This window comes from Methanoculleus horonobensis (assembly GCF_001602375.1).
In the GTDB taxonomy this organism is placed as follows: Archaea; Halobacteriota; Methanomicrobia; order Methanomicrobiales; family Methanoculleaceae; genus Methanoculleus; species Methanoculleus horonobensis.
In genome coordinates, this window is record NZ_BCNY01000015.1 from 208,393 (window position 1) to 235,310 (window position 26,918).

Here is a 26,918-nt window from a genome sequence, read left to right on the forward strand (position 1 = left end):
AATCGACTATTAATGGTAATGCTCATTGCATTCCTTGCGGTGGGCGTCGGGATCGTGAGTGCGGAAAAACCGGTGTCCACCGCGGAACAGGGGCCGGTTGAAGAGTTCAGGCTGGCCGCCGACGATCCGACCAATGCAGCGGAGTTCGGGCGGTCCGTGGCTATGGACGGAGATCTCGTGGCGGTGGGCGCCGGTGGGGCGGATGCCGGTCCGGTGAGCAACGCCGGGGCAGTCTATCTCTTCAAGCGCCAGGGACAGGGGTATATCCCGGAAGCGAAACTTGTCGCCCCTGACGCAACCGACGGGGCTGAGTTCGGGCGGGCCGTCGCAATTCAGGGCAACACGGTGATCGTCGGAGCCCGGTTCGCGCAGGTCGGCGATCTCTCGAAGGCCGGGGCCGTGTACGTCTTCAAGAAGTACCAGGGGTCGTGGCACTTCGAGGACAAGATCGTCTCCCCCGAGCCGGCCGACGAGGATAACTTCGGTCGTGCTCTCGCGGTCCAGGGCAACCTCCTCGTGGTGACGGCCCGGAAAGAGAACCTCAACGCCGCCGATGTGGGTGCCGCGTACGTCTTCACCTGCCGTGGCGGCGAATGGACGAACACGGCAAAGATCACTGCCGGGGACCCGACGCCGGGAGCATACTTCGGCCAGTCGGTGGCCGTCCGGGGAGGCCTGATCGTGGTGGGCGCCCGCAACGCCGACCCCGACGGCGCCGGTGCCATCTACCTCTTCCGCGAATCCTCGGAGGGCTGGGAAGAGATCGCAAAGGTAGCGCCGCCGGATGGGAAAGCGGATGACAACTTCGGGTTCACGGTCGCGATGGCCGGAGACACGATTGCGGTCGGGGCCCGGAGAGCGGATCTTCCCGGGGCAAAAGATGCGGGTGCGGCCTATGTCTTCTCCCTGCACGGAAACTCCGTCGACCTGGTAACCAAACTGACCGCAGGCGACGCGAGGGCCGGCGACCAGTTCGGCCAGGCGATAGCCCTCGCCGGGGATCTCATTGCGGTGGGCGCCAACCGGGCCGACACCGAAGAGGGTGCCGACACGGGCGCGATCTACCTCTTCCGCCGGGCAGGCAATCGATGGACCGAGGCCGGGAAGGTCACCGCATCCGACGGGGTGGCAGGCGATGAGTTCGGCTACTCGCTATCGGCCTTCGGCAACCGTATGGTGACCGGGGCGCACACCGCCGATGCAACAGCGGGAGCGGCTTACGTCATCCCGCTGAGATCGTAAGTGCAGGATATCGCTGAGGGTGATCCGGCGGAGGAGTCCCCTCTGCCCTCTTTTTAGAGGAATGGAGCGGCTGTTCCCCGGCAGGGTGACGCGATGACGACACCTCATCGGAGGGTATTATCAGGAGGAACGGATCCAACCGCACCCGTTGCCTGAGTTAGCCCTCAGAGTAAGGAGACATCTATGGATACAGTCAGGTCGAAAGATGGGACGCTCATTGCCTACGAGCGAAGCGGGACCGGGCCGGCTCTGGTCCTGGTGCATGGCACGACCGCAGATCACACGCGCTGGGAGCGTATCCTCCCGATGCTCGAGCAGACATTCACCGTGTACGCCGTCGACCGGCGTGGGCGCGGTCAGAGCGGCGATTCGGCAGCCTATGCTATCGAGCGTGAATACGAGGATATCGCTGCTGTGGTGAACTCTATCCCCGGACCGGTGAATCTCCTGGGTCACTCGTACGGTGCGTTGATATCTCTCGAGGCAGCGCTTCGCGTCACGAACCTCAACAGGCTCGTTCTGTACGAGCCCGCGATACCGGCCGGACTGCCCATGTATCCACCCGGTGCACGGGCCGGGATCCAGGCGCTTCTTGACACAGGGGATCGGGAGGGGGCTCTGCTCGCATTCTATCGCGATGTTGTCGAGGTTCCGGAGGATCAACTCGCCGTTCTCCGAAAGGACCCGTCCTGGGCAGCCCGGCTGGGATCCGCACACACCATCCCGCGAGAATTCGCGGATGAGGATTACATCTTCGAGCCTTCGCGCTTTATGAGCCTGGATGCTCCTACCCTGCTCCTGGAGGGTGAGAAGAGTCCCCGCTACCTCAAAGCAGCCACCGAGGCGGTGCATGCGGCGTTACCGGCGAGCAGGATCGTTGTCATGCCCGGGCAGCAGCATATCGCAATGAGCACAGCGCCGGAACTCTTCGTCCGGTTGGTCACCGGGTTCCTGCTCGGTCCGGCTGAACCGGCCCGGGTGGGGAAGGTTGGTGGGCAGCGCGGGTAGCACCGGGAGGTCTCGGGAGCGGGGCGGGCCGCAGGGACCGGCCCTTTAACTTCGAACCGGTCCTCGCCCGGCACGGTAGAGCCGTTCGGCGGCACGGCCGAACCCGCCCTGATGACCGTGGACCTCCCCATTTGCGAAGACAGCCAGCGCTGTCGGAGAGACCGGGTTCCGGCCCCTCCCGGGACCGTTCGAATCGGATTAATCCCGGAAGAGAGCCAATATGATACAGGGACAGGAGAGGGCATGAGCAAGACAATCATTACCGTCGTCGGAAAGGACACCGTCGGCATCATCGCAAAGGTCTGCACGTATCTTGCCGAGAACGAGGTCAACGTCGAGGACATCTCGCAGACGATCGTGCAGGGCTACTTCAATATGATGATGATCGTCGATACCAGCGGATCATCAAAACCGTACGCCGGGATGGTGACCGAACTCGACGAACTCGGCGAAGAGATCGGCGTTCGGATCCGGTGCCAGCGGGAAGACATCTTCACGAAGATGCACCGCATCTGAGGGGTTCCATGATCAATATTCTCGAGGTGAACGAGACCAACAAGATGATCGAGCAAGAGAAGCTCGATGTCCGGACCATCACGCTCGGCATCAGCCTCTTCGACTGCTGCGACTCCGATCTCGATACCCTGAACAGGAACATCTACGAAAAGATCACGGGGCTCGCAAAAGACCTGGTCTCGACCGGGAGGGAGATCGAGCTCGAGTACGGGATCCCGATCGTGAACAAGAGAATATCCGTGACCCCCATCGCGCTCGTCACCGGGCGGGCCTGTAGATCCCCCGAGGAGTTCGTGACGGTCGCAGAGACGCTTGATCGGGCCGCACGGGACACGGGGGTCAACTTCATCGGAGGATACTCGGCGATCGTCTCGAAGGGGATGACCCCGACCGAAAAAACCCTCATCCGCTCGATCCCGGGAGCTCTCGCCTCGACCGAAAGAGTCTGCAGCTCGGTGAACATCGGCTCTACAAAGACCGGGATCAACATGGACGCCGTCAAACTGATGGGGGAGATCGTGCGGGAGACGGCCGAGGCGACGAAGGAGAAGAACTCCATCGGGTGCACGAAACTCGTCGTCTTCTGCAACGCTCCCGACGACAACCCGTTCATGGCCGGGGCGTTTCACGGCGTCTCCGAGGCTGACGCGGTCATCAACGTTGGCGTGAGCGGCCCGGGGGTCATCAAGCACGCGCTCGAGGGCGTCCGGGGAGCAAACTTCGAGGTCCTCTGCGAGACGGTCAAGCGGACGGCCTTCAAGGTCACCCGTGCAGGGCAGCTCGTCGCGCAGGAGGCCTCCGAGAGGCTCGGGATCCCGTTCGGGATCGTGGACCTCTCTCTTGCCCCAACGCCCTCCGTCGGCGACAGCGTCGCCGGGATCCTCGAGGAGATGGGGCTCGAGTCGGCCGGTGCACCGGGGACGACGGCCGCGCTTGCCCTTCTAAACGACCAGGTGAAGAAGGGAGGGATCATGGCGAGCTCGTTTGTCGGCGGGCTCTCGGGCGCGTTCATCCCGGTCAGCGAGGATCAGGGGATGATCGACGCGGTGAACCGCGGCGCCCTCACGATCGAGAAACTCGAGGCGATGACCTGCGTCTGCTCGGTCGGCCTCGATATGATCGCGATCCCGGGCGACACACCCGCCTCGACGATATCGGGCATCATCGCGGACGAGGCCGCGATCGGGATGATCAACAACAAGACGACCGCCGTCCGGCTGATCCCGGTGATAGGGAAGGACGTCGGCGACAACGTGGAGTTCGGCGGGCTGTTAGGCCACGCGCCGGTGCAGCAGGTGAACCGGTTCGGCTGCGCCGACTTCATCAACCGCGGCGGACGGATCCCCGCACCGATTCACAGTTTCAAGAACTGAGCCGCCCGGGGTTCATCACTTTTTTATTCCAGCGATCCACAGCAAACCTTTTCTTCGAGGGGGTCGTGCCGACAGGAGGAGATACGATATGCAGACGATAGACGTAACCTTACAGTATCCTGTCATCATCACGCCGAAGATCGAGGAGTGCAGGGACTTTTACGTCGGACACTTCGGCTTTGACGTCGTCTTCGGATCCGACTGGTACATCCAGCTGAAACATGCAAACGGCATCGAGCTCGGGTTCATGAGACCGGATCTCTCGAACCAGCCCGGGTTTCTCCACGACGCGTATAACGGGAAGGGCGTCATCGTCACCTACGATGTGGAGAATGCAAAGGAGGAGTACGGGAAGGCACAGAAGATCGAGGGTTTAGCGATCGTACTCCCGTACACCGAGGAGGAGTGGGGCCAGAAACACTTCATCCTCAAAGACCCGGCCGGCGTATTCGTGGATATCGTCGAGCAACTCGCTGAATAAACCTGCCAAAAAAAGCCGGTTGCCGCCTTCAGCCCCCGGAGAGCGCCGCCGCCAGGTCCCGACCGCACCGGTACGCCTGCTCGAGCACCTCCTTTCGCTGCCCGACGATCCCCGGCTCGAAGCAGCTCAAGACCGGGAGTTCGGCAACCACCTCGTAGCCGAGCGGCCGGAGCGGCAGGGAGAGTGCTTCGAGTGCGACGCCGAGGTCGGCGGGGTCCGCCTGCTCGCCCACCGCAAAGACCACGGCCTTGCGTGGTCTGCCCGCGAGACGGCTGGAGTAACCCCGGGGACGCTCATCGGTGAAGTCGTAGAAGGCATAGAGCCGGTCGATGAAGGCCTTCATCTGGCTGGTGACGTTGTAGTGGTAGACGGGCGAACCGAGAACGAGTGCATCCGCTTCCACGATACGGGGATACAGCAGTGTCATGCCGTCGTTGAAGCGGGTGCAGATCAGGTCGCGCCTGCACCGCTCGCAGCCGACGCAGCCTTCGATGGTATATTCGGAGAGACTGACGCCGCTCGCCTCCCCCCCCGCATCGGAGACCCCGCGGAGAACCTCCGCGAGGAGGCGGGCGGTGTTCCCCCTTGCTCTCGGGCTCCCGCTGATGCCAAGCACCTTCATGATTTGAGTTCTCGCGGAACGCAGGATAAGGGTTCCGGGGGTGCGGCGGGGAGCACCGCCTCCGCTCACACCCCGACATCCCGGATATGCCGCTCGCCGGACTCCTCCCAAGGCGGGACGGTCACGAGCACCTGACGCAGATGCCCCCTGAAATAGATGCTGTTATTCGGCGGCACGACGACGACGTCCCCCGCCCGGACGCCGTGCTCGACGCCGCCGACCCCCTCCCCCTCGACGATATAGTAGATGAACGCGCTCTTCTCGTGAAGGAACTCCTCCGCGTGGCCCGTCTCCGTCTCCTGGTAGACGATCCCGGCCGGGGCGCCCTCGGTCGTATAGACCCGCATCCGGACACCGTGCTTCTCGAGCTCGACCGCCTCCTCCTGTCTGATGACTGCCGGCTTCATGAGAGAAGAGTCGCGCCGCAGGGCTATGAAGGTGGTGTGCGCCCTCCCCCCACCGGGATCCAAGGGTTGATATCCATCCCGCCGTATCATGAGCCCCATGACCCGGGAATACCCCCGCCCCCGCCTCGTCGTCAGCCGCTGCATCGAGTTCGACCCGTGCCGCTACGACGGCTCGAAGATACCCTCCCCCACGGTGGCACGCCTGAGGGAGTATGCCGACTGCATCCCGGTCTGCCCGGAGGTCGAGATCGGGCTCGGGATCCCGCGGGCGACCGTCAGGATCGTCCGGACAGGGGGTTCCGATCGCCTCGTGCAGCCGGCCACCGGGCGGGACGTCACCGACGAGATGTCCGCTTTTGCAGCCGGGTTTCTCGATACACTCCCCCCAATCGACGGGTTTATCCTCAAAGGGGGTTCGCCCACATCCGGAACCCGGAACGTGCGGGTGTACCCCTCGGTGGAGAAGTCCGCGGCGATAGCAAAGTCCGCAGGCTTCTTCGCCCGTGAGGTGCTGAAGCGATACCCGGAACTCCCCGTAGAAGACGAACTCCGCCTGAACAATCAGCGGATCCGCGACCACTTCCTCTCCGCGGTCTTTACCCTGGCGGCGTTCCGGGGCATCGAGGGAACCCGGGATCCCCATGCCCTCGTGCAGTTCCATGCAAACAACAAACTCCTCCTGCTCGCCTCGAGCCAGAAGATGCTGCGGGAGATGGGGCGTCTTGTCGCAGCCCGGGCAACGGTCGAGCCGGGAGCGTTGTATGGACAGTACCGCCGGATGCTCTCTATTGCGCTCGCACGAGCCCCCAGGTATACCGGCAACGTCAACGTTCTCCTGCATACCCTGGGATACTTCAGCGACCGCATCTCAGACGAGGAGAGAGCGCATTGCATCAGGCTGATCGACCGCTACAGAGACGGCCACGCGACGCTGGCCGAACCCCGCGGCCTGCTCCGGTCGTGGGTGATCCGGTTCGGGGAGCCGTACCTGATGAACCAGTCGTTCTTCGCCCCATACCCCGCCGAACTCATAGATCTGCCGGGAGATGTTACCGATCGCGGACGCGATCTCTGGGAAGCCGGAGAAGGGCCGCCACCGTAATCGCATCCCCGCTGCCGGCGAGCGAGTGCTTATAACATTCCGGGGGAGAGGAAGAACCATGCACCGGATCATCGACTGGAACGAACTCTGGAAGGCGCTTCATGCGGGTTCACCCGAGCGTGCCGAAAAAGACCGCGATCCAGCCGCCCACTGGGACAAACGCGCCGCCGCCTACCGGCGGATCACCCAGGACGAGAAGAAGGCGACCGAGCACGAACTCGCGATCCTGGACGTCGCGCCCGGCGAGACCGTGCTCGATATGGGCGCCGGGACGGGGAGACTGGCCGTGCCGATCGCCCGGACCGCCGCCCACGTCACCGCCCTCGACCCCTCGGAGGGCATGCTTTCCGTCCTCCGGGAGCGGATGGCGGCGGAGGAGCTCACGAACTACTCCACGGTTACGATGCGATGGGAGGATACGGTGATCGGCAGGGATGTCGAGCCCCATGACGTCGTCGTCGCGGCGTTCTCGCTCGGGTTCTACGACCTCGCCGCCGCCCTCGAAAAACTCGACGCCGCGGCCCGCCGGTCGGTCTACCTCTTCTGGCACGCGGGCGAGTGGCGGAACCCCGACGAGATGGCGCTCTATCGGGCGGTCTTTGGGGAGGCGGCGACCGTCCAGAAGGGCTACCCGGACTACATCTACCTCGTCAACATTCTCCACGACGCCGGGATCTACCCGAACGTCAGGATCTACCGCGCCACATGGGACGCGGTCTACGACTCGGTCGAAGAGGCCGTCCGGACCTGGACGGCGATGCACAACCCCGGGATGGAGGATCTCTCGCCCGTCAGGGAGTATTTCGACCGGGCGCTCCGGAAAGACGAGTCCGGGAGGTACGTCGAGACGACGGTGCGGCCGACCGCGGCGGTCTGGTGGGAGAAAGAGGGGCGGTGACGCCGGCCCTGCTCACCCGTCGTTCTCACGGATGAGCTGGTTGATGATTGCTTCGGCGATATCGCTCGAGTATTCGCCCGCCCGCCGGATGCTCTCGGCGATATAACCGATCGACTGGGCGAGTTCGCCTTCTTCCCGGTGCGCGAGGGCACTGATCTCATCGGTCATCCCTGCGAGGCCGGCAACCATATCGATGGTACGATTGGCATCACCAATATCTGACGAAAAAAGAGCCCGCATGCTTGAATGTAGAATCTCCATGGCGTCTTTCGTGGCTACCTTCATATCGGCGACGACCTCCGGAATAACGTCATGCTCTATGAGTATGGGGATATGTGAAGCGATCCGGACGCCGTGATCGCCGATCCGCTCAAGGCTTCTGCTCACGACATAGTAGTTCGAAGCCTCTTCGACGGAAACATGGAGTTTCTCCGGGAGAGTTGTATCTCTGAACATGAGATGATACTGGCGCGAGATCAGCCACTGGAGTTTATCCACCTCGACATCCCGGTTGATGACATCTTCTGCGAGAACCCTATCCTTCGTCTCGAGAGCGATCATCACATCGGTAAACATCGTCCCGATGATCACGAACATCCGTTTCACGCTGTTTTCAAACGGCATCTCCGAGGGGTTCAGGATATCTTTGACGAGGATGGAGGAATCGGTCTCCTCGACGATCTGCTGGCCGATGGTCATCGAACTGAAGTCCCGGACGGCCTTGCGGGTTGCAGGCGACAACTTCGTGGAGGAGGATATCCGGACGGTCGTGTAGCCGGCGATATACGAGCCCACGAGACACCGGAACAGGAACGTGGGGTTTTCTATCGTATCGGCATCAAACTCCTTCGTCCGCGGCTCCTTCTCTTCCGAGGGGCGGGGGAGGATGAGCAGGCTTCCATCGGCCTGGATCTTGATCGCGAGGGGTTCGTTCTTCTTGATATTCATCGATTGAACCCACTCTTTAGGAAGCGAGATGACGTACGAAGACCCCCCTGCCCTCTGAACCTTCCGAAACTCCATACGATACGTATTATCATTCTGCGGGATAAATATATTGACCTGCCCCATAAGGTATATACTTGTATTGTCTCCCTGTCCTCGAAAATATTCAATGTCGAAAATCCATATACCCACTCCTCTCCTACAACCTACCATGGCAGGAAAGAGTCTGTCAAACATGGCCGCGGTTGCCGTCGCCGGCACTCTCGTGGCTCTTCTGATGATAGCAGGATGTCTCGGCAGTGAGGGTGATTCCGTAACGTCCCCGTCGCAGCAGATCACGGTAACGGGCTCGACGACGGTGCTGCCCATCGCCGAGAGAGCGAAGGAAGCCTTCGAGGCGAACGACGCCTCCGCCGCGATCATGGTGAGCGGAGGAGGCTCGAGCGTCGGGATCAAAGCCGTCGGTGAGGGCACTGCAGATATCGGCATGGCATCGCGGGATCTCAAACCCGCAGAGACCGCAGGCTACCCCGGCATCGTCAGGCACGAGATCGCCAGCGACGCCATCCTTCTCGTCGTCAACCCGGAAAACAGCGTCGACCGCCTTACGCCCGGACAGGCGCGGGGCATCTACAACGGCACCTACACGAACTGGAACCAGGTGGGTGGGCCCGATCAGCCGATCGTCGTCGTCGGGAGAGACAGCGCATCGGGGACGCGGGAGTTCTTCTCCGAGTTCATCATGGATAAGGAAGACTTCATCAGAACCCAGGAGGAGTTCAACTCGAACGGCGGGATCCAGCAGAAGGTGTCGCGGACGCCCGGCGCGATCGGCTACGTCGGCCTCGGTTACACCGAGGGGGTGAAGGCGCTCGCGCTGGACGTCGACGGAACCGCCGTCGAGCCCACGCTTCAGAACATCACGGACGGGACGTACCCCATCAACCGCCCGCTCTTCATGCTGACGGACGGGGAGCCGGGCGGCCTTGCACGGCAGTACCTCGAGTTCATCATGAGCGCTGAGGGGCAGGAGATCGTGGCGAGCCTCGACTACATCCCGGTGCAGGGGTGACCCCGCCCCGCTATTGACCGCACGGAGCAGCCATGAAGAAAGAGCAAGCGGCACCGGTTCCGTTCCCGGGTTTCGGGCGGCTCCAACGGCCCGAAGTCGGGGCAGATCGTGCTTCTGCCGGGGCAAATAGGCACCTCACCGACCTGATCGCCGGCAAACTCCTTTTTTTTGCCGCGCTGGTCGCGATCGCTGCAGTCATCTTCATCATTGTCTTCCTGCTCCGCGACGGCTACCAGATCGTTCTCGAGACCGGCGCGTGGAACTTCCTCGCCGGCCAGAACTGGAATCCGGCCGGGCAGAATCCGGCCTACGGCGTACTTCCGCTCATCGTCGGCACGCTCCTGGTGACGGCGCTCGCGATGGCCATCGCCGTCCCGCTCAGCATCGGGAGCGCCGTCTTCGTCGCGGAGATCGCCGCCGCCAGAACGAAAGCGGCTATAAAACCCGCTATCGAACTGCTGGCCGGCATACCCTCCGTCGTCTACGGGTTCTTCGGCCTGATCCTCCTGACCGACTGGATACGCATCGCCTTCGATCAACCGTCGGGGTCGAGCTGGCTTGCAGGCTCGATCCTCCTCGCGGTCATGGCCATACCGACGATCACGAGCGTCGCCGAGGACGCCATCAGTTCGGTTCCCCGGGAGTTCAGGGAAGGCAGCCTCGCGCTTGGAGCGACCCGGTGGCAGACGGTCAGAAACGTCGTCGTCCCTGGTGCTCTCCCCGGCATCAGCGCGGCGATCATCCTGGGGATGGGGCGGGCCATCGGCGAGACGATGGCGGTGCTCATGGTCACGGGGAACGCCGCCGTCATCCCGGACCCGATAACCGACGTCTTCTCTCCCGTGCGGACGCTGACCGGGACGCTGGGCATCGAGATGGGCGAAGTCGCATTCGGAAGCACGCATTACCACGCGCTCTTCGGCGTTGCGGTGGTCCTGCTCTTCATCACGCTCGCGATCAACAGCGCGTCAAGGATCGTCATCAGCCGGATACAGGGGCCGCAGGGGACGGCACGGCCCACGGCGCACCGGGCGCTCGTAGCAGCGGCCTCACGGATTGCCCACGCCGTATCGGCGCCGTTCGGAGGGGTTGTCTCCCCGAGAACGTCGCAGCGATGCGCGTTCTTCCTGATATCCCTCTCGGTCGTGATCGTGCTCGCGGCCCTCGGGATGATCCTCTTCGGGATCGTCGTCAACGGGGCCGGGGCAATATCCTGGGAGTTCCTGACCGGGTCACCAAGAGACCTCGGGAGAGCAGGAGGGATCTTCCCCGCGATCGTCGGGACGTTCTACCTCGTGGGAGGAGGGCTCGCCATCGCCCTTCCGCTCGGGATTGCGACGGCCGTCTACCTCATCGAGTACACGGCCGAGACCCCGCTGACGCGGAGCATCCGTGCCGCGGTGGACCTGCTGAACGGGACGCCGTCCATCGTCTTCGGGCTGTTCGGTTTCGCCTTCCTGGTCATCTTCCTGAACTTCGGGATATCGCTGATCGCCGGGCAGATCACCCTTGGCCTGATGATTCTTCCCACGATCATACGGACGACCGAAGAGTCGCTCCGGTCAATCCCGGGCTCCCTCCGGGAAGGGAGTTACGCCCTCGGGGCGACGAAATGGCAGACGATCTCGCGGGTGGTTCTTCCCCCGGCGCTCCCCGGGATCCTCACCGGCGCGATCCTCTCCATCGGGCGTGCTGCAGGCGAGACGGCCCCCATCATGTTCACTGCAGCGATCTTCAGCAGCAGGTTCCTGCCGTCGTCACTCACGGAGCCGGTGATGGCGCTCCCGTACCACCTCTTCGTCCTCACGACAAGTATCCCGGGGGCGGCCACACAGAGTTACGGGACCGCGTTCGTGCTCCTGCTGCTGGTTCTCGCGATCTATCTCGCCGCGATCCTTCTTCGGTGCCGTTACAGTCCGGCAAAGGTGTGATGATGAATGAATGAATCCACAATCCTTGAGACAACAGATCTCAACCTCTGGTACGGGCAGAAGCATGCCCTCATCGATATCTCGTTCCAGGTTCCGAAGAACAGGGTCACGGCGCTGATCGGGCCATCGGGATGCGGGAAATCGACCCTGCTCCGGTGCTTCAACCGGATGAACGACCTCATCGACTCGTCAAGGATCGCCGGAGGGATCCTCTTCAACGGGAACGATATCCACGACCCGCGTGCGGACGTATACGCGATCCGCGAGAAGATCGGCATGGTCTTTCAGAAGCCGAACCCGTTCCAAAAGAGCATCTACGAGAACGTCGCTTACGGCCCCCGTATTCACGGGGTGAACGACAGGAAAGTGCTCGACCGTATCGTCGAGGAGAGCCTGAAAGGCGCTGCACTCTGGGACGAGGTGAACGACCGGCTTCACGAACCCGCGCTCGCCCTCTCGGGCGGGCAGCAGCAGAGGCTCTGCATTGCACGGTGCCTCGCGGTCGAACCCGAGGTGATCCTGATGGACGAACCCTGCTCCGCCCTCGACCCCATCGCAACGGCAAAGATCGAGGATCTCATCATCCAGATCGCCCGGGAGCACACCGTCGTCATCGTCACGCACAACATGCAGCAGGCGGCACGGGCAAGCGACTATACCGGGTTCATGTACCTGGGGAAACTGATCGAGTTCGACGAAACCCCGCGGATCTTCGAGGAACCCGCGGAAGAACTGACGGAGAACTACATCACCGGGCGGTTCGGGTAGATACAATGGTAGAAAAATTTCATGCGGAACTTGCACCCCTGAAAGGGGATCTCCTCGCGATGGGCAACCTCGCGCAGGGCATGCTGCACCGGTCGATGGAAGCATTGAAGACACAGGACGTGACGCTCGTCGGGTCGATCGACCGGGACAAGGCGGAACTCGCGGACTACGATCACGCGATCGAGCAGAAATGCCTGAGGCTCATCGCCCTCTACCAGCCGATGGCAAAAGATCTGCGCACGATCGCAGCCTCGATGAAGGTGATCACGAACCTCTACCGCATCGGGCGCTACGGAAAAGACATCGCCATCGTCGTGCCCGATCTCGCCGACGCCCCGCACGTAGGGAACCTCGTCAGCATCCCTCACATGGGAAATCTCGTCGAGGAGATGATTGCGGATGCGCTGGTCGCCTTCGAGCACGAGGATCTCTCCGTGATAGACACCATCGTGAAGCGGGAGGAGGTCGTCGATGCCCTCAGGTACTCCATATTTCGCGAGTGCCTCACCTACATGATGGAGGACCCAAAGAACATCACCAGGTGCACAAATTACGTCATGATCGCCCGGTATCTCGAACGCTGCGGGGATCACGCGTGCAAGATCGCGGAGAAGGTGCATTACATGGTGACGGGTGAGCGGATCGAGATCCGGTGATACGGGGGCGAGGACGCTCCCTTCATTACCCGGCATCGCCGGCGAAGCGGACGTAGACCACCTCGTCGAGAGTGGCGCCGTTCTTCGTGACAGCCATCCGGTGAACCGCCTCACGGGTAAAGCCGCACTTCTCAAGGACACGCATCGAGGCGGGGTTGGTTGAGAAGACGCCCGCCTCGAGCCGCACGATCTCGAACCTCTCGAAGGCAACCGGGACGAGCGAACGTACCGCGCCGGTGACGATGCCCCGGCCCCAGAACGACTCCGAGAGCCAGTAGCCGATCTCGGCCGTTCTGCGTTTGATGTCGGCCAGCGGCTGAATCCCGATGCCGCCCACGGCCTCACCGCGAACGTCGATCGCAAGGTAGAGGTGCGACGTTGTATCCATGGCCGTCTCGATGAACCGGCAGGCGTCCGCCGGCGTATAGGGGGACGGAAACCCGTCGCGCATCACTGCCGCGATCCGGGGATTGTTCGCGTGCCGCACCAGGGATCCGGCGTCGTCGGGCGTCCAGGTGCGGAGCACGGAACCGGGTGTGACGATCCGCATGTTCGGATAGAGGTTCGTCCCGGTGGTATTAAACGATAGGCCGCGCCCTTGCGAGAGCACCGGACGTTTCCGATCCCTTTTATATCCCGAGACCGATCTCTCAGAGATGCAGAATCAGCAGCCCGTCAACCTCAAGGGCATCGCGTGGACGGCGATGCAGCAGTACGGTTTTGTCCCGGCCTTCCCGCCGTCCGTCCTTCGCGAGGTCGAGGGGCTGGACGCAAAGGTCTTCCCGGAGACCCTCGATGACCCCCGCGACCTCCGCTCGCTCCTCTGGTCATCGATCGACAACCACGACTCGCAGGATCTCGACCAGATCGAGGTCTGCGAAGAAGGAGCGGACGACGAGATCCGGGTCAGGGTCGCCATCGCCGACGTCGACGTCTACGTCCCGAAAGACTCGGAGACCGACCGGCACGCCGCTCACAACGGAACCTCGGTCTACACCGGTGTCGTGACCTTCCCGATGCTCCCCGACCGCCTCTCGGCGGGCATCACCTCGCTCCTGCCCGGCCGCGACCGGATGGCGGTCGTCATCGAATACACCGTTCATTCGGACGGGAGCGTGGTGCCCGGCGACGTCTACCGGGCGATCGTCGCGAACCGGGCAAAACTCGTCTACGAGGAGGTCGCCGCCTGGCTGGAGGGAACCGGCCCCGCACCCAGGACGGTCGCGGAGACGCCGGGGCTCGCGGAGCAGGTTCTCCTCCAGGACAGGGCTGCCGTGCGGATGAAGATGCGCCGGACGGAACAGGGAGCGCTCGCCCTCGAGACGATCGAGGCCGAACCGCTCGTCGAGGAGAACCGGGTCCTGGGCCTCGTCGTCCAGGAGCAGAACCGCGCCCGGTGCCTCATTGAAGAGTTCATGGTCGCGGCGAACGGAACCCTGACGGCGTTCCTCGCCGCCGCCGGTCTCCCCATGATCCACCGGATCGTCCGCATCCCGAAGAACTGGGAAGGGATCGTCGCCGAGGCCGCGGAGCGCGGCGAGAGTCTGCCCGACCGGCCGGACGCCGAAGCGCTCACCCGGTTCCTCATCCGGCAGAAAGCGGCCGACCCCGACCGCTTCCCCGACCTCTCGCTCACGGTGGTGAAACTGATGGGGGCGGGTGAGTACGTGGCGTTCCAGCCGGGCGACGAGCCGATCGGCCACTTCGCCCTCGCCGTCACCGACTACACCCACGGCACCGCCCCGAACCGGCGCTACGTCGACCTCGTCATCCAGCGGCTGGTGAAGTCCGTCGTCGGCGAGCACGACCCGCCCTACACGCCGGCGGACCTCGACGACCTCGCCGCACGGCTCACCGGCCGGGAGAAGGCATCGCAGAAGGTCGAGCGCTACGTCCGGAAGGCCGCGGCCGCCGTCCTCCTCCATGACCGGATCGGCGAGACGTTTGAAGCGTTCGTCACCGGCGCCTCTGAGAAGGGAACGTATGTCCGGCTGATCGACCCGGCCGTGGAAGGAAGGGTCGTGCTGGGCGAGCAGGGGCTCAGGGTCGGTCAGAGGGTGCGCGTCCGCCTGATGGCGGCCGACCCCTACAAAGGCTTCATCGACTTCGGGCGCACCCGGTGAGGAACAGGGATCGGTGCAAAAAAGAAGAGATTTATTGAACCCGGTTCAGGTGGACGTCCACCTGCGGGAAGGGAATCTCGATGCCGGCATCCTTGAACGCCCTGACGACGTCGCGGTTCAGGTCCCACTGGACGCCCCAGAAGTCCGCCGTCTTTGTCCACGCCCGGAGAGCGAGGTTCACCGAAGAGTCGGCGAGTTCGGTGACGACGACCACGGGTTCCGGGGACGGGAGCACCCCTTCGTGGGCCGCCATCAGGTCGGTGGCGACCCGGATCGCCGTACCAAAGTCGCTGTCGTAGGCGACCCCGACCTTGACGTCGGTACGGCGGGTCTCCATCCGGGTGGAGTTGATCACCGGGCTCCCCCAGACGAGGGAGTTCGGGATGGTGATGTAGGTGTTGTCGGGCTTCAGCAGCTCGGTCGCCATGATGCCGACCGAGGTGACCGTCCCGGATATGCCGTTGACCTCGACGAACTCATCCTTGTCGATGGGGCGGAACGCCGCCAGCCAGACCCCGGCTGCGAGGTTGGTGACGGTGTCCTGGAGGCCGAAACCGAGGATGAGCCCGATCACCGCCGAGAGCCCGAGCACCATGGAGGAGACGTCGAACCCGAGCGTCGCGAGGACGATGAGGGCGAGGATCACGTAGAGCAGAACCGAGAAGAACCGAACCAGGAACTCGACGACCAGGCCGGGCAGTTTCGAGGCCCGGGAGAGCATCTTTGTAAAGACGGCTGTGAGCACCTTCACCATGATCCACCCGATGATCGCGACAAGCACGGCGAGAACAACGCTTTCGAGTGTGATGTCGGAGAGCGGAACAGTGACGTTGAGGATTTCTGCGATCTCCATACATCAAGGTAGCACGGGAGTTCAGATATACTGAACCCTCCGGATAGAGGAGAGGAGGGGCGGAACTCGCGGAGGTGGCCGGGTCCCGGGGAGAGGATGCCGGGCATGGGCCTGCCGCATTATCCTTTACCAGGCAGGCCCGGTGCCGCTATGCGGGTCAACAGGGTTCAGTATCCAAGCGGCTGGCGGATCAGGACGAGCGTGATCCTCCCCTCGACGTCTTCGCGGTCGAGGATCACGTGCTTGCCGATGTAACTCCCGACGCCGTAGGTATGCTGTGCACGCTGGTTCTCGAGGGGGAGGCAGTACTCCCGGCACCGCCGGAGCCCCTCGTCGACGGTCGGCACGATCTTGTTCGTCCCGGAGACGAGGACGAGATGCGCCGCCGCGTGAGGCCATGCCCCCATCCGGCTCCCGGTCTTGTCGCACCCGACGATCTCGCCTGAGGCGGCGATCGCCTGCACCCCGGAGAGGAAGTAGTCCGCGGCGACGCTTTTCCGGCGGAGCGCGTGCCGCTTCTCGGTGTCGTTCTCGGCGGTGATGACCGCGTGGTAGTCCCGCCATCCCTTCGGGTTCTCTTTGAGCACCCGGTCAAACCCCATCTCGACCAGGGTCGTCGAGTAGCCGTTCATGACCTCCGCCCCCTCGGGGAGCAGGTCGACGAGCGCCCGGAGGGCATCCTCCGTCGAGTCAACGAGGATCACTCTGACGTTCCGGACCTCGATTGCCTCGATCGTCTTTCTGAGCGTCGCTTCGTCCGGTGCCCGGTTCCACCGCTCCACATCGACTCCGGCATCGGCCATCAGGTTGGCCGCACTGTATTCCGTGGCCTTCTCCATCTGCTGGATAACGTTCGCCATTCGATCACCTCGCGGTCGGGGGATGCGATCCCACATATACCTCTCGATGAGGAGGTCGCACCGATCTTACGGTGAGGGAGGTTCCGGCGGCTTTTTTGTCTATTCCATCACACAGACGAGTATGAATAGATTCTACCTCATCGGTCTGGTTCTGTTTCTGGTGTTCGCGGCCGGGTGTACCGGCCCTGCCGGAACGGAGGCCCCAGAAGAGAATATCACCCACGCGGATCTCGCGGGCTTCGTCCAGGAGGCCGCCGCCTACGCGGAGACTGCCGGAGAAGACGCAGCACTTGCCGAGTTCAACAACGAGGCGGGCAGGTTCACAGAGGGAGCCCTCTACGTCTACGCTTACGACTACAACGGGACGCTCCTCGCCCACCCCTACGAGAAGGATGCGATCGGTTCCGACCGCGGAGACTGGACCGACGTCCGGGGGCTGCCGGCGATCCGCATCGGTGCGGATACGGCGGCAAACGGTGGCGGATACATCGCCTACCTCTACCCGGCACCCAAGAACGGTTCGATCGACGAGGCGGCGGGAGATACCTACATCCCGAAGCTCGTCTACGTCGCCCCTGCCGGTGAGACGTGGTGGGTGGCCTCAGGCGTCTACCTCTCCGACGTGGCCGGGCACGGAGTCGAACCGTATCCCGAACCCGTCTCCGCGATGGTCGACCTCGTCGAGCGCGGCGCCGCCTACGGCCGCGAACAGGGAACACAGGCGGCGTTTGCCGAGATCTCGAATGCTTCGGGAGAGTTCGTCGACACAGAAGGGCACTACCTCTACGCCTACGACTACAACGGAACGCTCCTTGCCCACCCCCACCTGCAGGACGCGATCGGGACGAGCCTGATCGAGCGGCAGGACCCGTACGGGATGAAGAACATCCGGGCGCTCTGTGGCACCGCAGAGTCGGGAGGGGGGTTCATCGTCTTCATCTGGCCGAACCCCGCCCAGGAGGACCGCAACGAGCTCAAGATCGGCTACGTCCTCCCGGTCGATGATACCTGGTGGGTCGGGTCGGGGGTCTACCTCTCCGAGATCACCGAAAGCGGATCGCTCCCCTCCCCGGCGCCCTGAAAACTCGTTTTAGCGGCCGGACCGCCTGTGAAACGTTCAGGGGGCCTGACCGGCCCCCACCTCCTCGCTGTCCCATACGAGGGTGCTCTTCATCTCGGTCATGATCACCCTCGATCCCGGGGGAACCTGGATCGCGTCGCCGATATCCTCGGGCGCCCGCGCCCAGACGACCTGGTGCCTGAAATCCCCGTCGGGCAGCAGCACCACGACGCTGTAGGTGTTCATGCCCTCCTCGGGGGCACCCTCCTCCTCTCCCGGGGTGACGCGGTAGCACGTAAACGTGACCGGCCCCGCTTCTTCTGCCATCATCTCTTCTGATTCGCCTCTCATACGCGTTCCTCACCACCCGGGTGAGCGCCGGGGAACCCGCCTCACGCCCGGGAGCCACCTCCACTGGTGCCCTCCTGATAATAAGCTTGCCCCATGCCGGAGCCCGGGGATGAGCGTGGCGGCCAGGCCAATGCCGACCGTCGAAAAAAAGGATTCTTCTCTTCTCACGCGACGTGAAGGAACTCTTCGACCAGTTCCCGGATCGCATCGTTGTTGCCGTAGAGCCGCTCGCTCAGCCCCCGGTCGTCGAAGGCCTTCAGGGTGGCGATCCAGCTCTCGATCATCCCTGCCGGGAAGATCCCGTTCTCTTCGAAGATCGCCCGCTTCGCCTCGAGTGCCTCGGCGGACTCGACGCAGGAGGCCGGGAGCTGCCGGAACCCGGCAAGCCGCTCCCTGAACTCGGGGCGGAAGATGTTCCCGCTGACGTAGAGTCTCTCGGCCGCCTCGAGCGCGCCGGGCATCTCGATCCCGCGGAGCGCCGCCACGACGAGGCCGGCGACGATCAGGTAGGGATCGGCCGAGCCGTCGGCGACCCGGTACTCGAACGTCTGCTTTGAGGGGCGGTTCGCCGCACGGCCGTTCTCGCCGGGGTTGGCGTCACGGGTCATGCCGTCGGCCCCGACCCAGCCGAGAGGCACCCGGACCACGACCGAGCGGTTGCGGTCGCCCCAGCAGACCGTCGTCGGCGCTTCCTGGTGGGGGACGAGACGGAGGTAGGAGGTCGGGATGGTGTTCCCGAAGGCCGTCAGGGCGTCGGAGGCGTCGAGGATGCCGGCGATCATCTTCCGGGCGAGCGGGCTCAGTCTGCCCTCCTCGACCAGCAGATTCTTGCCGTCCTTCTCGACGAGCATGTGGAAGTGCATCCCGCTCCCGGCCTTGCCGACGGTGATCTTCGGGGCGAAGCTGATCTCGACGCCGTACTGGTTGCCAAGCATCCGCAAGACCCACTTCGCGACGATCAACTGCTCGACCGCCTGCTCCACCGGCATCGGCAGGAACTCGATCTCGTGCTGCTCGTAGTAGGTGTCGTCGTTATAGAAGCACCCCACCTCGGAGTGGCCGTACTTGATCCTGCCTCCGGCCCGGGCAATGAGGCGCATCGCCTCGTCCCGCAGGTCCGCGAACTTGACGAAGGGTTCGGCCGAGTGGTAGCCTTTCTGGTCGCGGCCGGGGTAGAGGTCGTCCCGCGGGCTGATGACGTAGTACTCGAGCTCGCCGAGCGTCTTGAAGGTGTATCCGGTCCGGCGGGTGAACTCCTCGTCCGCCTTGCGGAGCACGTACTCGGGCGCGCTCTCGAGGGGTTTCCCCTCGCTGTCGTAAAACGAGCAGAGGAACTCGAGCGTCGGCACCTCGGCAAACGGGCTCAAGAACGCCGTGCGGTACCGGGGGATGACGTAGAGATCGCTGCTCCCCGCCTCGATGAACGAGAAGAGGTTGCTGCCGTCGACGCGCTCGCCGTCCGAGAGGATGGTATCGAGGTGTTCTTTTGAAGAGACGACAAAATTGAGGGTCTTGAGTTTACCATCTTCGGCGGCGTAACGGAAGTTGATCATCTCAATCCCGTTCGCCTCGCAAAACCGTATTATGTCCTCTTTTGTAAATTCCGCTGGATCCTTCTTGAGAAAACGTACCAGCTCGTTGGGGTTCATCAGGATCTCAGAATCTTTCATATTTTTTTAACGTTGGCTTCGACCGTATAAAAAAGAGTCTTCTCCTCCCCGCATCAGGTCCGACAGAGGCACCGTGCTCCCGGATATCGGGGGGATAGATTGCCATATAGAGGAAGGTAGCAGCCCTCCGGGAGGGGAAAGCGGTTGCATAACCGCCTCACACCGCCTGCGCGACGGATAACGGCTCCGTTCCGATCGCTGGCCTGCTCAGTCCAGCCTTCCGGAGAGATCCCACACCAGCATCGGGGCTTTCGGGATAGCGTTACCGGCATCCTCTCCCCGGAACCCGGCCACCTCCGCGAGCACCGCCAGACCGAGCCGGGCGTTCCTCGCCGCATACCCGAACGAGACATGCTCGATGGTGTCGTCCGGGGTATGGCCCGGGCCGTGCCCCTCGCAGTGGGTCGTCACGGCCGGATAACCCTGTTCCCGGAAGGAGATGTGGTCCGAGGTGCAGGAGTAGGTGTTCTCGGTCAGGGTGAAGTTCGTAGAGTAACGGGCGTTGCAGTCGGTCATGAGTGCCGCGATATCCGCAGAACGCTCGTCGTAGCCGATATCGAGCACGGAACGGTTAAGGGGATCGTAGCAGGACGAGTCGTAGTTGAGGTAGAGCACGATCGGGGCCGCCGCCCGGGCAGCGTGGTCGATGCTGCCGAGACGCCCAACCTCTTCGCCGTTCCAGAACCCGAACTCGACCGTCCGATCGAACGAGTGCCCGCTCATCACCCGGGCGAGTTCCAGGACGATCGCGACGCCGCAGCCGTTGTCGGTGGCCCCGGGCGCGCGGGCGGGGTCGAACGACTTGCTGTCGTAGTGCGCCCCCACCACCACGACTCCGTCGGAGGCGTCGCCCCCGGGGAGCGTGGCGACGATGTTGTTCTGTTCGCCGCCCCCGGACTCCACCTCGAGCCCGGGGATGGCCGCAAGCCTCGCGGCGAGGTACTCGCCCGCCTCCCGGTTCCCGTCGGTGGCGTATGCCCGGGTCGAGAAGTTCTGCAGGTCGTAGGTCGTGTTCCGGAGTTCGGATTCATCGATCTCTGCGAGCATCGCGGCGATCCCGGGGTCGTACTCCACCCCGGGCGTGCCGGTGGCGGCTGCCGGGGGGGCGGCAAGGAGAACCACCATGCCGGCGAAGAGTAACATGCGGAACGGCATCCCGGTGAACCGGGCATACCGTCGGGTATGCTTTCCGTGCGCTGAATCCCGTTTCATGCATGATCACGTAGATTGCGTCGAAAGGAGAGGGAGAGATATATACTTTCTCCTGGCCGAACAGGGGATTACGATCGAGGAAACGAGTCGACCCCGACCGGAATCGCCAAAAAAACGCCCGGGGTAACCTTCATGGACGACGCAGATCTCGGGGCCAGGTATATATTGCATGCAACAGAGAGGTCTCCTGAAACGACGGATCGCAATAGGTGCATGCATGCCCGACCGACCATCAGCAAGCGACGAGTCGACCCTCTTACGATGGATGCGGCTTGAGATCGGCAGGATCAACGACGGCATCGTTTCGGAGCGTAAACGCCTCTCCCGGCTCCTCGCGGAGGAACACCCGTCGTCGGTCACGAAGGGGGGGAGCCGCTACGACTTCGACCGGGACGTCCTTCTTCACCTGGAGAGGACACTCCCGGGCGAGCTGCAGAGACGGCTCCGGCTCCCGATCCTCTTCTACTTCGACTCGACGGTTCCGGACAGTTTCTTCCTCGCGGACGAGGCCGCGGTGCAGGCACTCCAGACCCTCGGGGAGATCAGTAGCCTCAGGAGGATGCAGGGCGGGAGACTCTGGATCGCAAAACCCCTCGTCTACGCCGTCATGAACAGATACCCGACGGTCATGCAGATCGTGATGGGGTAGGGGAACTGTCCCCTACGAAAAGAGGATGAACGTCTCCCGGGCTCCCGACAGGATACCCGCCGCCTGGTGGCCGACGATGGGATACTCGGCCGGTGAGGCGCTTGCCATCCGGTCACCTGCATACCCCGCCTCGGTGATCGGCGGGATCACGGGAGACGACCGATCCTGTGTTCCAACAACAATACAGGCTATTAATCCGCCGACAATCAGTGCCTGAATGGCGACGGTCAATACTTGGGCCATCTTCTGCTGGGAGATTCTATCACCTCGCGTGCCGGAGGCGGGGAAGATATTTAAATTTTGTTATTTTTATACCTATGAATAATATATATTGCTACATATGCTTCGCGAGATAGCGGAGGGAGAGCAGCCGGACATTCTGCGGCTCACCATGGCCGCACCGCCGGAACCGACAGCCCGTCAGCCGGAACGGCCCGAAGACGGGGCGGAATCGCTCTTCTTCGCGACCGTCCTCCGGAACCGGTCAAGCACCGGGCGGGTGGCCTCGTCCATCTGCCGGTCGAAGTAGTCCACCCATTTCGCGATGAGGGCAAGCTGCTGCTGCTGCGCGGAGAGACGCTCCTCGAGGTCGGCGACGGCCTTCTGGAACCGCTCGGCCTCCTCGGCCCTCAGGTCGCGCTCCAGTTCGAGGTCTTCGGCCAGGCGAGCGATCCGGCGCTCCTGCCGGGCCAGCGTATCCCGCATCACCCCGAGATCGATCACCACCTCGGGTGGGAGCGGGGCGGCTGTCCGGTCGATCTCTTCCGCCGGTTCTTCTGCCGCATCCGACTTCCTGCCGGTTTTGACCTCTTCGGCGATCTCATCGGGCGAGAGCCCCCGCCCGGAGAGCTCCGCGAGTTCCCGGACGACCTTTACCGCCTTCTGCGGGAAGAGCCTGGCCTGCCCGATCTTCCGGTAGGTAAAGAGGCTGTCATAGGTCTGGATGAGCGCCCGGACATCCTGCTCCGAAAGTCCGGTGAGGTGCGCGATATCACCGATCTTCAATTCCTTCTCGTGCATGCTGCCATCCTCCGCGCCCGCCCGCATCCCGGGGCGGGAGCCCTACGTAATTCTTTGTCGCCATCAGGTATAGGTACGTGCCGGATCACGTTTTTTCCCGCCGGCGCCCCAGTACTGGTATCATGAGCCGGGGAGAGAGGGAGAGCGTCGCGGGCAAAACGACCATCGTCTTGAAGGCGGTGCGGTCCGCCCGCCTCCAGGTGAGGCCGGACGGAACCCTGCGCGTGGTCGCCCCCCCGTCGTTCGACGTCGAGGGGTTCCTGCAGCGCAACGCGGCCTGGATAGAGAAGCGGCGGCGGGAACTCGACCGCCTGGCCGCCGAAGGGCGCGGGCGGGAGGAGATGCTCCTCCTGCACGGGCGGTTCTGCCGCGTGGTTCCGGGCGCGCGGTTCGCGGTCGACGAGGCCGCGGGTACCGTCACCTTCCCCTCCGTCCCCGCTCTCCGGCGAGGGCTCTCCCGGATGCTGAAAGAGGAAGTGCTCGAACGGCTGAAGGCCTGCCCCGACCTCGCCGGCCGGTGGCAGGGGCGGATCGCGGTGAAGATGCAGAAGACACGGTGGGGGAGTTGCTCGACGCTCGGCAACGTAAACGTCAACCTGCGCGTCGTAGCCCTTCCGGAGACGCTACGCGAATACGTCGTCGCCCACGAGGCCGCCCACCTCCGCGAGCAGAACCACTCGAAACGGTTCTGGCGCCTCGTCGGCGAGCATTATTCCGATTACCGGACGGCGGAAGCCGAACTGCGCCGCTACTGGATCATCCTCGAGCGGAACAGGGTCTGGGGGACGCTCCGGGAGACGCGGTGAGCGGGGTATCAGGAGTACTTCCGCCAGAACATGGAGAGCTTCCTCGATTCGCCCCACCGCTCGTCGAGCTGGTCGATAATCCCGTTGATCCGCTGCACCTGCTGGCGGATCTTCTCCGTCGTCTCGATATCGTCGAGAAGTTCGGCCCGTCCCATGATCGCCTGGAGCGGGTTCCGTATATGGTCGGCCAGCAGGGCGAACTGCTCCATGTTCCTCTCGATCTGAGCGTAGGCTTTCGATTTCAGGTCTTCGATCTCTCTCTGGGCGGTAACGTCTCTCGCGACGGTGACGACCCTCGCGACCTCGCCGTGCTCGAAGATCGGGATCCGCATCTCCCGCATGATCATGGTCTTATCGCCCGAGACGAGAGACCGCTCCGACGTCAGCGGCCGGCCGGTCCGAATGACCCGCTCGTAGAGCTGCCGCGTCGCGGGCGGAAAGAACGGCACGACGGTGAAGAGATCCTTTCCGACGACGTTCGTCTCGAGTCCGAGGTCTTCGCACCAGGCGACGAAGGCGTCGTTCGCGAGAAGAACGGTGAGATGGGTATCGACGACGGTGACGGTGTCGGTGATGGCGTCGAGGACGATCTGGTAAAGATCCTCCGACTCCCGGAAGACGTACTCGGACTGTTTCCGGTCGAGCGCGCCCGCGATGATGTGAACGGCCGCAGAAAGAAGCACCACATCTTCGTCCGCAAAACAGGCCCCATCGACGTCCCTATCGCACCCGACGAAACCGACGACCGTCCCGTTCAGCAGAAGCGGGATCATCAGAGCCTCGGTTGCGCCGTGCCGCTCCAGGAACTCGCGCTCCTCCCTCTCAGGCCGCCCGTCCCCGGAGACCCCGTTCACGATCACGGTCTCGCCTTTGAGAACCCGCACCGCCCACCGGGGCGGCTCACCCTTGAAGAGGTTGCGCGACTCGCCCCGCAACGGAGCCTGACCCGCCCGGCACCACTCGTGCGTCGTGCCGAGAAGCGTTCGCTGATCGTTGAAGAGAGCGAGGTAGACCCTGCACGCCCCACACGCGCGGCCGAGCTCCTCGAACGAGTCGTCGATCGCCGGATCGATCGCCACCGGGTCCATGAACCGGGCGGGCATCGCCGCGATGGCCCGTTCAAGGCTGCGGCGGTGGTCGGGCGCATCTTCGGTTCCGCCCTTCACACCGGCCTCGATGCAGGAGAGGAGGAGCCAGACGTCGGCGGTTCCGGGGTCATGAACGGTGCTGAGCGCGATCCGGGAGTAAAACGAGGATGCATCCCCCCGCCGGGCGGCAATCGTCCCGGTCCACTCTCCGGCGGAGAGCGCGTGGTCGATGCAGTCCCGCCCCTCTTCGGGGGAGAGCCAGAGACGGGTCACCGGTTTTCCGACTACCTCTAAGAGGTTGTATCCCCATATGGCAAGCAGCGAAGCGTTGGCAAAAGCGATGCATCCCTCCTGATCGACGATACAGATCCCGGAGAGCGAGGTCTCGATCACCTGTTGCAGCATCGCAGCGGTGACATCAGGCGACGCGTGGGGAGTCTCGCCGGCCACCAGGCGACTTGTCGTATTCTTATTCATACCCAGACCGTCCCGGGCGACGGATCAAAGCCGCCCGCGGTCGTCCCGGAGAGCATCGACATGCGACCTCTCCGGATGACCTGGATGATTAATCCCCGGGGCGGGTATTATAACTTTTCGTTTCCGCTGCACCGACTCCTGCCCCGCAAAAACCCCGGGATCAGGCGCTTGCCTCAGCCCTTCGTGAATAACTCCGGTAGGTCACGAGGAGTGCGATGCCGATCAGGAGGAAGACGGCAAGCGAGACCCAGAACCCGGCTCCCGGCGGGATGAGGTTCACGACGTAGTCGATGCCGAGGGCGATGGCAAAACTGCCGATGAAGCCACCGACGGCGATGCAGGAGATGACCTCCATCTTCGTCATCCCGAGCATCCTGCCGACGACGGAACCGACGATGCTCCCCGACCCGTCGAAGGGGAGGGCCAGGAAGGCGACGAGACCGACGAAGTAGAGCCGTTCGAGCCACGGCCGCCGGTCGAGGAACGCCCTGCCCGCCTCCGTAAACCGGCGAACCCAGGGGCCGATGTAGGGGATGCGGAGAACCAGCGGGAAGTTCCAGGCCATGAAAAGCCCGCCGGCGAAGTCCAGGAACGCCAGGGCGAACGCGGCCAGCCACCATGGAATCCCGCAGAGGATGCAGACCGGGATGATCGTCTCCCGGCCGAGCGGGGGGACGATGTAGGCAACCATCATCCCGAAGAGGAGGAGCCACTGCTCCGCCGGAAGGAAGAACCATACGACAGCAAGGAAGAGCCCGCAGAGCAGGAACGGAATCGAGACCTTCAGCCAGCTCGTCGTATCGTCGCCGTCGCCCCAGATCTCGATCTGCCGCATAATCGCGTCACCTGCGGGTGATCCGGGGGCCGGAGTCACTCCTCACCGGCAGAGCCGGCGGGATCCGGAGAGCCCCGGGTGTTCAGGATGCGCTCGACGATCTTCGACGAACTGGCAAGCGAGCCGGGATACCCGGGTATCCGGACGACGTCCGCGTCGAGCCCGCGTTCCCTGAGCTTCTGCCGGAGATGCTCCTCGTCGAAGTGCTGGTTGAACCCGAGCGTGATGATATCCGGCCGGAGCTCCGCGATCGGCCTGAACATATCGTTGAGGTCGCCGAGGAGCGCGTGGTCGACCGGCCTTAACGCCCGTACCATCCGGAGCCGCTGGTCTTCCGGGAGGATCGGCCGCGGCTTATGCTTCACGTTCGCGTCCCGCGCCACGATCACAAAGAGTTCGTCGCCGAGGTTCCGGGACTCCTCGAGGTAGTAGAGGTGTCCGGGGTGGAGGATATCGAACGTCCCCGTTGCGACCACGCGGATCACTCGACCACCTCGAGGCGCGTCGCGCTGCCGTCAGCCCGGTAGCACCGCCAGTCCCGCTTCCCGTAGGGGTAGCCGACGATGATGTGATACCGCCCCACCGTGGGGAAGAACCTGAGATCCGCCGACGACGGGGAGAGGACGCCGTTCGGGTGGCTGTGGGCGCTGCCGGCCTGGTGGGTGTCCAGCGGGAGCATATCGATGAAGAACGAGGCGCTCTCTTCCCCGACGATGGTGCCGGGCACCAGGTCGAGGTCCCGGATAACGCCGTCCCGTTCCCGCAGCACGGCAACGAATTCGTCCGGGTGGTGTTCCCGCCCAAGTTCGAAGAGCATCGAAAGCAGATCCCTGCTGATCCCGCATATGGCCATTCTACTGAATGGTAGGGGAGATGGGGACATAAGCCCTCGC

General features: G+C 63.5%; 30 protein-coding genes. 15 read left to right on the top strand and 15 right to left on the bottom strand.

Annotated elements, in window-relative coordinates:
- The first annotated feature begins 18 nt into the window (after positions 1-18).
- The 5 genes from MCUHO_RS08685 (at position 19) to MCUHO_RS08705 (ending at position 4,620) form a co-directional block, all read left to right on the top strand.
- Positions 19-1,242 (top strand): FG-GAP repeat protein, encoded by a 1,224-nt coding sequence (locus MCUHO_RS08685; protein ID WP_067076934.1) that lies wholly within the window; start codon positions 19-21, stop codon positions 1,240-1,242.
- Positions 1,243-1,425: 183 nt separating this feature from the next.
- Positions 1,426-2,250, top strand: a complete 825-nt coding sequence (locus MCUHO_RS08690) for an alpha/beta fold hydrolase (RefSeq protein ID WP_067076938.1) — start codon at positions 1,426-1,428, stop codon at positions 2,248-2,250.
- A gap of 243 nt (positions 2,251-2,493) precedes the next feature.
- Positions 2,494-2,766 carry an ACT domain-containing protein gene (locus MCUHO_RS08695; protein WP_067076942.1) on the top strand — a complete coding sequence of 91 codons (273 nt, stop codon included), beginning with the start codon at positions 2,494-2,496 and terminating at the stop codon, positions 2,764-2,766.
- Between the two features lie 8 nt (positions 2,767-2,774).
- Positions 2,775-4,139, top strand: coding sequence for a PFL family protein (locus tag MCUHO_RS08700; protein ID WP_067076945.1), 1,365 nt, complete (start codon positions 2,775-2,777; stop codon positions 4,137-4,139).
- Between the two features lie 88 nt (positions 4,140-4,227).
- Complete coding sequence (locus tag MCUHO_RS08705; RefSeq protein WP_067076948.1) at positions 4,228-4,620, top strand: VOC family protein; 393 nt, start codon at positions 4,228-4,230, stop codon at positions 4,618-4,620.
- Between the two features lie 28 nt (positions 4,621-4,648).
- Here MCUHO_RS08705 and MCUHO_RS08710 read toward each other — a convergent pair whose 3' ends face one another.
- Both MCUHO_RS08710 and MCUHO_RS08715 read right to left on the bottom strand, forming a co-directional pair.
- Entirely contained in the window at positions 4,649-5,242 is a 594-nt protein-coding gene (locus MCUHO_RS08710) for a flavodoxin family protein (protein WP_067076951.1), read from the bottom strand.
- 65 nt (positions 5,243-5,307) lie between these two features.
- The gene (locus MCUHO_RS08715; protein ID WP_235808223.1) at positions 5,308-5,712 is read right to left on the bottom strand and encodes a cupin domain-containing protein; all 405 of its coding nucleotides are present in this window, start codon (positions 5,710-5,712) and stop codon (positions 5,308-5,310) included.
- 34 nt (positions 5,713-5,746) lie between these two features.
- Between MCUHO_RS08715 and MCUHO_RS08720 the strand changes: the two genes are divergently transcribed.
- Entirely contained in the window at positions 5,747-6,751 is a 1,005-nt protein-coding gene (locus tag MCUHO_RS08720) for a YbgA family protein (protein ID WP_067076956.1), read from the top strand.
- Positions 6,752-6,809: 58 nt separating this feature from the next.
- Positions 6,810-7,649 carry a class I SAM-dependent methyltransferase gene (locus MCUHO_RS08725; RefSeq protein ID WP_067076958.1) on the top strand — a complete coding sequence of 280 codons (840 nt, stop codon included), beginning with the start codon at positions 6,810-6,812 and terminating at the stop codon, positions 7,647-7,649.
- Between the two features lie 12 nt (positions 7,650-7,661).
- On the opposite strand, the gene MCUHO_RS12650 is transcribed toward MCUHO_RS08725, so the two are convergent.
- Positions 7,662-8,831 (bottom strand): PhoU domain-containing protein, encoded by a 1,170-nt coding sequence (locus MCUHO_RS12650; RefSeq protein WP_153020028.1) that lies wholly within the window; start codon positions 8,829-8,831, stop codon positions 7,662-7,664.
- On the opposite strand from MCUHO_RS12650, the gene MCUHO_RS08735 reads away from it, so the two are divergent.
- The 4 genes from MCUHO_RS08735 to phoU are packed head-to-tail and all read left to right on the top strand — an operon-like array spanning position 8,806 to position 13,021.
- Positions 8,806-9,666, top strand: coding sequence for a phosphate ABC transporter substrate-binding protein (locus MCUHO_RS08735; RefSeq protein ID WP_067076963.1), 861 nt, complete (start codon positions 8,806-8,808; stop codon positions 9,664-9,666). The two genes, MCUHO_RS12650 and MCUHO_RS08735, sit on opposite strands and share 26 nt — an antisense overlap.
- A gap of 32 nt (positions 9,667-9,698) precedes the next feature.
- Positions 9,699-11,597, top strand: a complete 1,899-nt coding sequence (pstA, locus tag MCUHO_RS08740) for a phosphate ABC transporter permease PstA (protein WP_067076966.1) — start codon at positions 9,699-9,701, stop codon at positions 11,595-11,597.
- 6 nt (positions 11,598-11,603) lie between these two features.
- On the top strand, positions 11,604-12,365 hold the full coding sequence (gene pstB, locus MCUHO_RS08745; RefSeq protein ID WP_067076968.1) for a phosphate ABC transporter ATP-binding protein PstB: 762 nt from the start codon (positions 11,604-11,606) through the stop codon (positions 12,363-12,365).
- A gap of 5 nt (positions 12,366-12,370) precedes the next feature.
- Positions 12,371-13,021 (top strand): phosphate signaling complex protein PhoU, encoded by a 651-nt coding sequence (gene phoU, locus MCUHO_RS08750; RefSeq protein ID WP_067076973.1) that lies wholly within the window; start codon positions 12,371-12,373, stop codon positions 13,019-13,021.
- Positions 13,022-13,046: 25 nt separating this feature from the next.
- On the opposite strand, the gene MCUHO_RS08755 is transcribed toward phoU, so the two are convergent.
- A complete protein-coding gene (locus tag MCUHO_RS08755; protein ID WP_067076976.1) occupies positions 13,047-13,571 on the bottom strand; it encodes a GNAT family N-acetyltransferase in 525 nt (174 codons plus the stop codon).
- Between the two features lie 106 nt (positions 13,572-13,677).
- On the opposite strand from MCUHO_RS08755, the gene MCUHO_RS08760 reads away from it, so the two are divergent.
- Entirely contained in the window at positions 13,678-15,144 is a 1,467-nt protein-coding gene (locus MCUHO_RS08760) for an RNB domain-containing ribonuclease (protein ID WP_067076980.1), read from the top strand.
- A gap of 31 nt (positions 15,145-15,175) precedes the next feature.
- Here the strand turns inward: MCUHO_RS08760 and MCUHO_RS08765 are convergent, their stop codons facing one another.
- Positions 15,176-15,997 (bottom strand): mechanosensitive ion channel family protein, encoded by an 822-nt coding sequence (locus MCUHO_RS08765; protein ID WP_067076984.1) that lies wholly within the window; start codon positions 15,995-15,997, stop codon positions 15,176-15,178.
- 167 nt (positions 15,998-16,164) lie between these two features.
- On the bottom strand, positions 16,165-16,857 hold the full coding sequence (locus MCUHO_RS08770) for a lactate utilization protein (RefSeq protein ID WP_235808225.1): 693 nt from the start codon (positions 16,855-16,857) through the stop codon (positions 16,165-16,167).
- A gap of 121 nt (positions 16,858-16,978) precedes the next feature.
- Here MCUHO_RS08770 and MCUHO_RS08775 point away from each other — a divergent pair, with 121 nt between their 5' ends.
- A complete protein-coding gene (locus MCUHO_RS08775) occupies positions 16,979-17,938 on the top strand; it encodes a cache domain-containing protein (protein WP_067076988.1) in 960 nt (319 codons plus the stop codon).
- Positions 17,939-17,974: 36 nt separating this feature from the next.
- Here MCUHO_RS08775 and MCUHO_RS08780 read toward each other — a convergent pair whose 3' ends face one another.
- From MCUHO_RS08780 to MCUHO_RS08790, 3 genes are all read right to left on the bottom strand, one after another.
- Positions 17,975-18,268: a hypothetical protein gene (locus MCUHO_RS08780; RefSeq protein WP_067076992.1), complete on the bottom strand. Its 294-nt coding sequence runs from the start codon at positions 18,266-18,268 to the stop codon at positions 17,975-17,977.
- A gap of 164 nt (positions 18,269-18,432) precedes the next feature.
- Positions 18,433-19,938, bottom strand: a complete 1,506-nt coding sequence (locus tag MCUHO_RS08785) for a glutamine synthetase family protein (protein ID WP_067076996.1) — start codon at positions 19,936-19,938, stop codon at positions 18,433-18,435.
- Positions 19,939-20,145: 207 nt separating this feature from the next.
- Entirely contained in the window at positions 20,146-21,150 is a 1,005-nt protein-coding gene (locus MCUHO_RS08790) for a M28 family metallopeptidase (protein ID WP_067077000.1), read from the bottom strand.
- Positions 21,151-21,367: 217 nt separating this feature from the next.
- On the opposite strand from MCUHO_RS08790, the gene MCUHO_RS08795 reads away from it, so the two are divergent.
- Positions 21,368-21,799, top strand: a complete 432-nt coding sequence (locus tag MCUHO_RS08795) for a DUF61 family protein (RefSeq protein WP_067077003.1) — start codon at positions 21,368-21,370, stop codon at positions 21,797-21,799.
- 12 nt (positions 21,800-21,811) lie between these two features.
- Here MCUHO_RS08795 and MCUHO_RS12655 read toward each other — a convergent pair whose 3' ends face one another.
- Positions 21,812-22,042 (bottom strand): hypothetical protein, encoded by a 231-nt coding sequence (locus MCUHO_RS12655; RefSeq protein ID WP_153020029.1) that lies wholly within the window; start codon positions 22,040-22,042, stop codon positions 21,812-21,814.
- A gap of 177 nt (positions 22,043-22,219) precedes the next feature.
- Positions 22,220-22,819 carry an ELKS/Rab6-interacting/CAST family protein gene (locus MCUHO_RS08800; protein WP_235808226.1) on the bottom strand — a complete coding sequence of 200 codons (600 nt, stop codon included), beginning with the start codon at positions 22,817-22,819 and terminating at the stop codon, positions 22,220-22,222.
- A 122-nt stretch (positions 22,820-22,941) separates the two neighbouring features.
- On the opposite strand from MCUHO_RS08800, the gene MCUHO_RS08805 reads away from it, so the two are divergent.
- Positions 22,942-23,625, top strand: a complete 684-nt coding sequence (locus MCUHO_RS08805; protein ID WP_067077009.1) for a M48 family metallopeptidase — start codon at positions 22,942-22,944, stop codon at positions 23,623-23,625.
- An 8-nt stretch (positions 23,626-23,633) separates the two neighbouring features.
- Here MCUHO_RS08805 and MCUHO_RS08810 read toward each other — a convergent pair whose 3' ends face one another.
- The 4 genes from MCUHO_RS08810 to MCUHO_RS08825 all read right to left on the bottom strand — a co-directional run bounded on the left by MCUHO_RS08810 (position 23,634) and on the right by MCUHO_RS08825 (position 26,878).
- On the bottom strand, positions 23,634-25,190 hold the full coding sequence (locus MCUHO_RS08810; protein ID WP_067077013.1) for a PAS domain-containing protein: 1,557 nt from the start codon (positions 25,188-25,190) through the stop codon (positions 23,634-23,636).
- 160 nt (positions 25,191-25,350) lie between these two features.
- Entirely contained in the window at positions 25,351-26,025 is a 675-nt protein-coding gene (locus MCUHO_RS08815) for a small multi-drug export protein (RefSeq protein WP_067077018.1), read from the bottom strand.
- 35 nt (positions 26,026-26,060) lie between these two features.
- The gene (locus MCUHO_RS08820) at positions 26,061-26,510 is read right to left on the bottom strand and encodes an adenylyltransferase/cytidyltransferase family protein (protein ID WP_067077022.1); all 450 of its coding nucleotides are present in this window, start codon (positions 26,508-26,510) and stop codon (positions 26,061-26,063) included.
- Complete coding sequence (locus tag MCUHO_RS08825; protein WP_067077026.1) at positions 26,507-26,878, bottom strand: Mov34/MPN/PAD-1 family protein; 372 nt, start codon at positions 26,876-26,878, stop codon at positions 26,507-26,509. The genes MCUHO_RS08820 and MCUHO_RS08825 overlap by 4 nt, the downstream gene beginning before the upstream one ends.
- Positions 26,879-26,918: the final 40 nt, after the last annotated feature.